Origin of the sequence: Micromonospora sp. MH33 (genome assembly GCF_003013775.1) — a bacterium.
Lineage (GTDB): Bacteria > Actinomycetota > Actinomycetes > Mycobacteriales > Micromonosporaceae > Micromonospora > Micromonospora fulviviridis.
The window spans coordinates 20,566-26,602 of the sequence record NZ_MUYZ01000067.1 but is presented as its reverse complement, the minus strand read 5'-3'; the positions used below and the strand labels follow the sequence as shown (position 1 = coordinate 26,602).

The 6,037-nt window shown below is 76.1% G+C and carries 5 protein-coding genes; 3 read left to right on the top strand and 2 right to left on the bottom strand.

Going from position 1 to position 6,037, the window contains the following annotated elements:
- Window positions 1–1,708, top strand: a 1,708-nt coding sequence (locus B0E53_RS13490; RefSeq protein WP_146167665.1) for a PQQ-binding-like beta-propeller repeat protein, incomplete at its 5' end; no start/stop codon positions are given.
- On the opposite strand, the gene B0E53_RS13485 is transcribed toward B0E53_RS13490, so the two are convergent.
- Entirely contained in the window at window positions 1,698–3,578 is a 1,881-nt protein-coding gene (locus tag B0E53_RS13485) for a propionyl-CoA synthetase (RefSeq protein ID WP_107076383.1), read from the bottom strand. The genes B0E53_RS13490 and B0E53_RS13485 overlap by 11 nt on opposite strands.
- A gap of 146 nt (window positions 3,579–3,724) precedes the next feature.
- Between B0E53_RS13485 and B0E53_RS13480 the strand changes: the two genes are divergently transcribed.
- Window positions 3,725–3,979, top strand: a complete 255-nt coding sequence (locus B0E53_RS13480) for a hypothetical protein (RefSeq protein ID WP_146167664.1) — start codon at window positions 3,725–3,727, stop codon at window positions 3,977–3,979.
- A 147-nt stretch (window positions 3,980–4,126) separates the two neighbouring features.
- Here the strand turns inward: B0E53_RS13480 and B0E53_RS13475 are convergent, their stop codons facing one another.
- Window positions 4,127–4,657, bottom strand: coding sequence for a hypothetical protein (locus B0E53_RS13475; RefSeq protein ID WP_107076381.1), 531 nt, complete (start codon window positions 4,655–4,657; stop codon window positions 4,127–4,129).
- A 99-nt stretch (window positions 4,658–4,756) separates the two neighbouring features.
- Between B0E53_RS13475 and B0E53_RS13470 the strand changes: the two genes are divergently transcribed.
- Window positions 4,757–5,977, top strand: a complete 1,221-nt coding sequence (locus B0E53_RS13470; protein WP_107076380.1) for a GNAT family N-acetyltransferase — start codon at window positions 4,757–4,759, stop codon at window positions 5,975–5,977.
- The last annotated feature ends 60 nt before the right edge of the window (window positions 5,978–6,037 follow it).

Sequence of the window (6,037 nt, the reverse complement as noted above, 5' to 3'; positions counted from 1 at the left end):
CGAGGTCGAGCTGGCCGCCGATCCCGCCGCCGCGCCGGCCCCGGACGGCACAACCGTCGCCGGCGGGCCGCCGCGGCCGGCCGCGCCCGGCGCAGCGCTCGCCGGGCCCAACGGCCCGTGGGTCGCTCCCGGCCCCCACGGCACGCCGCTCGCCGCCGGGCCCAACGGCACGGCCGTGGCCCCGCACTCACCCGCCCCGGGTACGCCGGCACCCGCCCTGCCGCAACACGGCTCGCCGGTGGCCGGCGTACCCCCGCAGGCTCCCGGAATCCCGCACCAGCCGGGCGCGTGGCCGGGGTGGCCCGGCGTACCCGGGAACGGGACGCCCGGGTCGCCGGCCGCGCCGACCGGCGGTGGCCGGCGACGACGGGCCCTGTGGATCTCGGTCGGCGCGGTGGCGGCCCTGGCCGGGGTGGCCACCGCGACCGTCCTCTACCTGACCCGGGACCGCCACCCGGAGCTGGACTTCGAGGCGTTCGGCAAGCCCGTCCGCGTCGCGGCGGGCGGGGAACGGCCCGTGGAGATGTTCACGGCGGTCGCGGGCGACCGGGCCTACCTGGCCTATCCGCGCGAGGACGACCGGCTGGCGGTGGTGGCCGTCGATGCGGGCACCGGCAAGGAGCTGTGGCGCAAGGAGAGCGCCACCACGGCTGACCAGTGGGCCGGCGTGGTGGCGCTGCCCGGCGCGGTGGCGCTGCTCGCGGACGCCGCGGGCAGCAGCACCCCGCGCCAGCTCGAGGTGCTCGACGGCGGGCACGGCGGGCCGCGCTGGCGGCACACCGTGCAGGGGGACGACGAGATGTTCGTCGGCAGGGACGTGGTGGCGGTCACCGACCACGAGCGGAAGCGGCTGGTCGGACTCAAGCTGAGCAACGGCGACGAGAAGTGGTCGCTGCCCGACCTGACCGACCAGTACGGCAGCACGCGCGACAGTGTGCACCCGGTGACCACCGACCCGGCGGTCTCCGGCCCCGGGTACGGCGACGGTTCGCCCCGCGATCCCGAGCAGGGCCCGATCGAGCAACTCGTGCAGGTGAGCGCGGACAAGTCGGTCCGGCTGATCGACCTCGACTCCGGCCATGAGGCCCGTCGCTGGAAGGCGGTGGCCGAGCCGGACGACCTCGTCGCCGCCCACGAGGACCGGCTCTACGTGGCGGGCGACGACGGGCGGCTGCTCGCGTACGACCTGGGGAAGCAGGCACAGCCCAGCGTGCTCTACACCGCCGAGGACGACAACCGGCGGGCGAAGGCGCTGGCGCCGTGCGGGGAGCACCGGGCCTGCCTGCTGGAGGTGACCAACTCCGACGACAAGACCGCCGCCGTGGTGGCCGCGCGGGAGGGCAAGGGCGTCAAGCGGTGGGCGGCGCCGGGGATGACCCAGCTGGTGCCGGTCGGTGAGCGGGTGCTGGCCCGGCGGATCTACCCCGAGCCGGCGGCGACCCTCTTCGCGCCGGACGGGACGAAGGTGCTCGACGACGAGGACGGGGTGGCCGTCCGGGTCGACGCCGGCAACCTGCTGCTCTTCGCCGACCCGCTGGGCAGCGGGGTGGACGACCGCAGCGTGGCCGGGGTGGGTGCCGGGTCGGGCAAGGTGGTCCCGCTCGGCGAGCTGAAGGACGTCCGGGGCGACTCCTGCTCGTGGAACACGCAGGTCATCGTGTGCGGCTCCGAGGAGGACTTCGTGCTCCACCGCTTCGTCAGGGAGTAGCGCCGAGGTCGCGGAAGACGGTCAGCGCCGCCGGGTCGTCGATGGTCGGCGGCACCGGCTCGTCCCGCCCCTCGACCAGCCCGCGCATGGTCCGGCGGAGGATCTTGCCGGAGCGGGTCTTGGGCAGCGCCGGCACCACGGTCACCCGGCGGAACGCGGCCACCGGCCCGATCCGCTGCCGGACCAGGGCGACCAGCTCACCGGCGAGCGCGTCCGGGTCCGCCTCGGCGCCGGCCTTGAGCACGACGTACCCGCTGGGCACCTGGCCCTTGAGCGCGTCCGCCACGCCGATCACCGCGCACTCGGCGACCGCTGGGTGCGCCGCCAGCACCTCCTCCATTGCCCCGGTGGAGAGGCGGTGCCCGGCCACGTTGATCACGTCGTCGGTGCGGCCCATCACGTAGAGGTAGCCGTCGTCGTCGAACCGGCCGCCGTCGCCAGTCAGGTAGTAGCCGGGGAAGGTGGCGAGGTAGGAGCGGACATAGCGCTCGTCGTCGCCCCAGAGGGTGGGCAGGCAGCCGGGCGGCAGGGGCAGCCGGATCACGATCGAGCCGTCGGTGCCCGGCGGCACCTCCCGGCCGCCGCCGTCGACCACCCGGATGTCGTAGCCGGGTACGGGCACCGACGGGGAGCCGGGCTTGATCGGCAGCGGCTCCAGGCCGCGCGGGTTGGCCGCCACCGGCCAGCCGGTCTCCGTCTGCCACCAGTTGTCCACCACGGGTACGCCGAGCCGCTCCCCCGCCCACGCCCAGGTGTCCGGGTCCAGCCGCTCGCCGGCCAGGAAGAGGGTGCGCAGGCTGCTCAGGTCGTGTCCGGCCACGAGCGCGCCGTCCGGGTCCTGCCGGCGGATCGCCCGGATCGCGGTGGGGGCGGTGAACAGGGCGGCCACCCGGTGCTGGGCGGCCACCCGCCAGAACGCCCCGGCGTCCGGGGTGCCGACCGGCTTGCCCTCGTAGAGCACCGTGGTCGCGCCGGTGAGCAACGGCGCGTACACGATGTAGGAGTGGCCGACCACCCAGCCCACGTCGGAGGCGGCCCAGAAGACGTCGCCCGGCTCGATGCCGTAGACGTTCCGCATCGACCAGCGCAGCGCCACGGCGTGCCCGCCGTTGTCCCGGACAACTCCCTTGGGGCGGCCGGTGGTGCCGGAGGTGTAGAGGATGTAGAGCGGGTCGGTGGCGGCGACCGGCACGCACCCCACCGGCTCGGCGTCGGCCATCACCTCGTCCCAGGTCAGGTCGCGGCCGGCGACCAGCGGGGCGGGCTCCTGGGGGCGCTGCACGATCACGCAGTGCGCCGGGGCGTGCGTCGCCTCGTCCAGCGCGGCGGCGAGGATCGGGTGGTAGGGCACCACCCGGTCCACCTCGATGCCGCAGGAGGTGGCGACCACCACGGTCGGCCGCGCGTCGTCGAGGCGGACGGCCAGCTCGTGGGCGGCGAAGCCGCCGAAGACCACCGAGTGCACCGCGCCGACCCGGGCGCAGGCCAGCATGGCGATGACCGCCTCCGGCACCATGGCCAGGTAGAGCAGCACCCGGTCGCCCGGGCCGACGCCGAGCCGGCGCAGCGCACCGGCGAACCGGGCGGTCTCGGCGAGCAGTTCGGCGTAGCTGAGGGTACGGACCGCGCCGGTGACCGGGCTGTCGTGGATCAACGCCGGCTGGTCGCCCCGGCCGGCGGCCACGTGCCGGTCGAGCGCGTTGTGGCAGGTGTTCAGCTCCCCGTCGGGGAACCAGCGGTACAGCGGCGCGGCGCTGTCGTCGAGGATCCGCTCCGGTGCCCGGTGCCAGTCGAGGTCCGCGGCGGCCTCCCGCCAGAAGCCGACCGGGTCGGCGATGCTCCGCTCGTACGCTGATCGATACGCGCCCATACCGTCATGCTGGTCGCGTCCCCGGGCCGGCACGACGGCCGGCCGGGGTCGGTGCGCCGGAAGCGCGCCCCGGCTCGGTGAACGGCCCGGCCGCGGCGGTGGGCGGTCGCCGTTTCCGGGCCACCCGCCGGGGGTACGGCTGGCGCATGGCGACGAACACGAAGGCGTACCTGGTGGGCGGTCCCCGGGACGGCAACAGCCAGGACGCGGGTGACCAGGCCCTGTTGGAGATCGAGATCGACGGCATGATCCACCGCTACATCCGGACCACGCAGCAGCACGGCGAGGGGGGCGTCGTCTACAACTACGACGGGATGGTGGCCCCCGGCGGCGGCGAGCCGGGCGTCGAGGACCCGGCGGCGCGGGTGGCCTCCCCGAAGGCCGACGCCGAGGGGCGGTGACCGCTCAGCCCACCGGGCGACGGATGAACCGCGTCCAGCCGGGTAATGCGAGCGCCGTCCTGGTGGAGTGACGACCGGCGTCGCGGCGTTCCGCGACCGGGCGCGCGGGCGGGCGGCGGGGGGCCGTCCCGCCCGCGGCCACGGTGTTCAGTTGCCGGTCACCCAGTTCCAGGCGGAGACCACCCACTCGGTCTGCTGGAGGTAGGCCACCCCCACACCGGCCAGGAAGAGCGCGGTCACCAGGTGCGCCCCGCGGGCGCTGCGCCGCACCCGGCCGAGCTGCCGCTCCAGGACCAGCCGGCCGAGCAGGCGGGCGAGGGCGAACAGGCCGGCGGCGGTGAGCAGGCTGAGGACGAAGGTGAGCAGCGGGGCGGCCAGGTCGCCCCGGCCGGAGATCGCCCAGATGCCCCAGCAGACGAAGGCGAACAGGGCGCCGGCCGCGCTCCACTCCCCGCCCCGGCGGAGCTGGGCGAGGTGCCAGCTCATCGGTCGGCGGGGCGACGACTCGCCCGTCCAGTCGCCGGGGTCGACGGCGGGGAACTGCTCGGTCCGGGGCGTACGCGGCTGGCCGACCGCCGCCACCCCGCGCCGGAACGCGTCCCGCTGCGGGGGCACCACGCCGGGCTGCGGCGGCACCTCGACCGTCCGCTCAGCCCACGGCTGTGTCTGGTCCGCCATTTCGTGTCCTCCCCCTCGACCGACGCCGACCACGGTTCCGAGGGTAGCGAGCCGGCAAATAGGGTGCCGACCCCGAAGGTGATGGGTTAGACACATCCGATGATTGACGCGTTGGTGCCCCGGGCCGAGGACTACAACGAGATCGCCGCCCTGCTGGCGCTTGCCTTCCACGGCGGCGTCGACCCCGAACTGCTGGAGGTCGAGCGCGGCGTCTTCGAACCGGACCGGTCGCTGCTGGTCCGCGACGGCGGGACCGCCGTCGCGCACGCCGCGGCGTTCAGCCGCGACCTGGCCGTGCCCGGGGCCAGCGTGCCGGCCGCGCACGTGACCATGGTCTCGGTCGCCCCGACGCACCGCCGGCGCGGGCTGCTCACCGGGCTGATGCGCCGGCAGCTCCGCGAGGTCCGCGACGCCGGCCGGGAGCCGCTCGCGGTCCTCTGGGCCAGCGAGGGCCGGATCTATCCCCGGTTCGGCTACGGCCTGGCCGCGCAGCGGCTCGTGCTGGCCGGCGACACCCACGGGCTGCGCCTGCCGGACCCCACGCCCGCCGAGGGCACCCTCCGCCTGGCCCGGCCGGCGCCGCACCGGGCCGAGCTGGCGCGGCTGTACGAGCGGGTGCGTGCCGACCGCCCCGGCTGGTCGGGCCGGAACGAGCGCTGGTGGGACTACGTCCTCGCCGACGTGAAGGGGCTGCGGGGCGGCGCCACCGAGCGCCGGGTGCTGCTGCACGAGGGACCGGACGGCCTCGACGGGTACGCGCTCTACCGGACGAAGGAGGAGTGGGCCGGCACCGGGCCGCGGGCCGAGGTCCAGGTGGGCGAGGTGGTGGCCGCCCGGCCGGAGGCGTACCTGGCGCTGTGGCGGCTGCTGCTCTCGATCGACCTGACCCGCCGGGTGTCCTTCCCGATCGCCGCCGTGGACGAGCCGCTGTTCCGGCTCGTGGACGAGCCGCGGCAGCTCGGCGCCCAGCTCGCCGACGCCCTCTGGGTACGCGTCGTGGACGTGCCGGCCGCGCTGGCCGCCCGCCGGTACGCCACCGACGTCGACGTGGTCCTGGAGGTCACCGACGACCTGCTGCCGGAGAACGGCGGCCGGTGGCGGCTGGTCGGCGGCCCGTCCGGGGCGGAGTGCACGGCCACCACGGCGCCGGCCGGGCTGGCCTGCGACGTCCGCGCCCTCGGCGAGCTCTACCTGGGCGGCGCCGGACTGGCCGCGCTCGCCGCCGCCGGCCGGGTCCGGGAGCTGGTCCCGGGGACGGTGGCGGCGACGGCCCCGGCCTTCGGCTGGCACCGCGCCCCGGCCCCCATGGAGGTCTTCTGACTCCCCCGGCACCTCCCGCGCGCCGCACCGCGCCCGGTACGGTCGGGTGATGGGTGATGC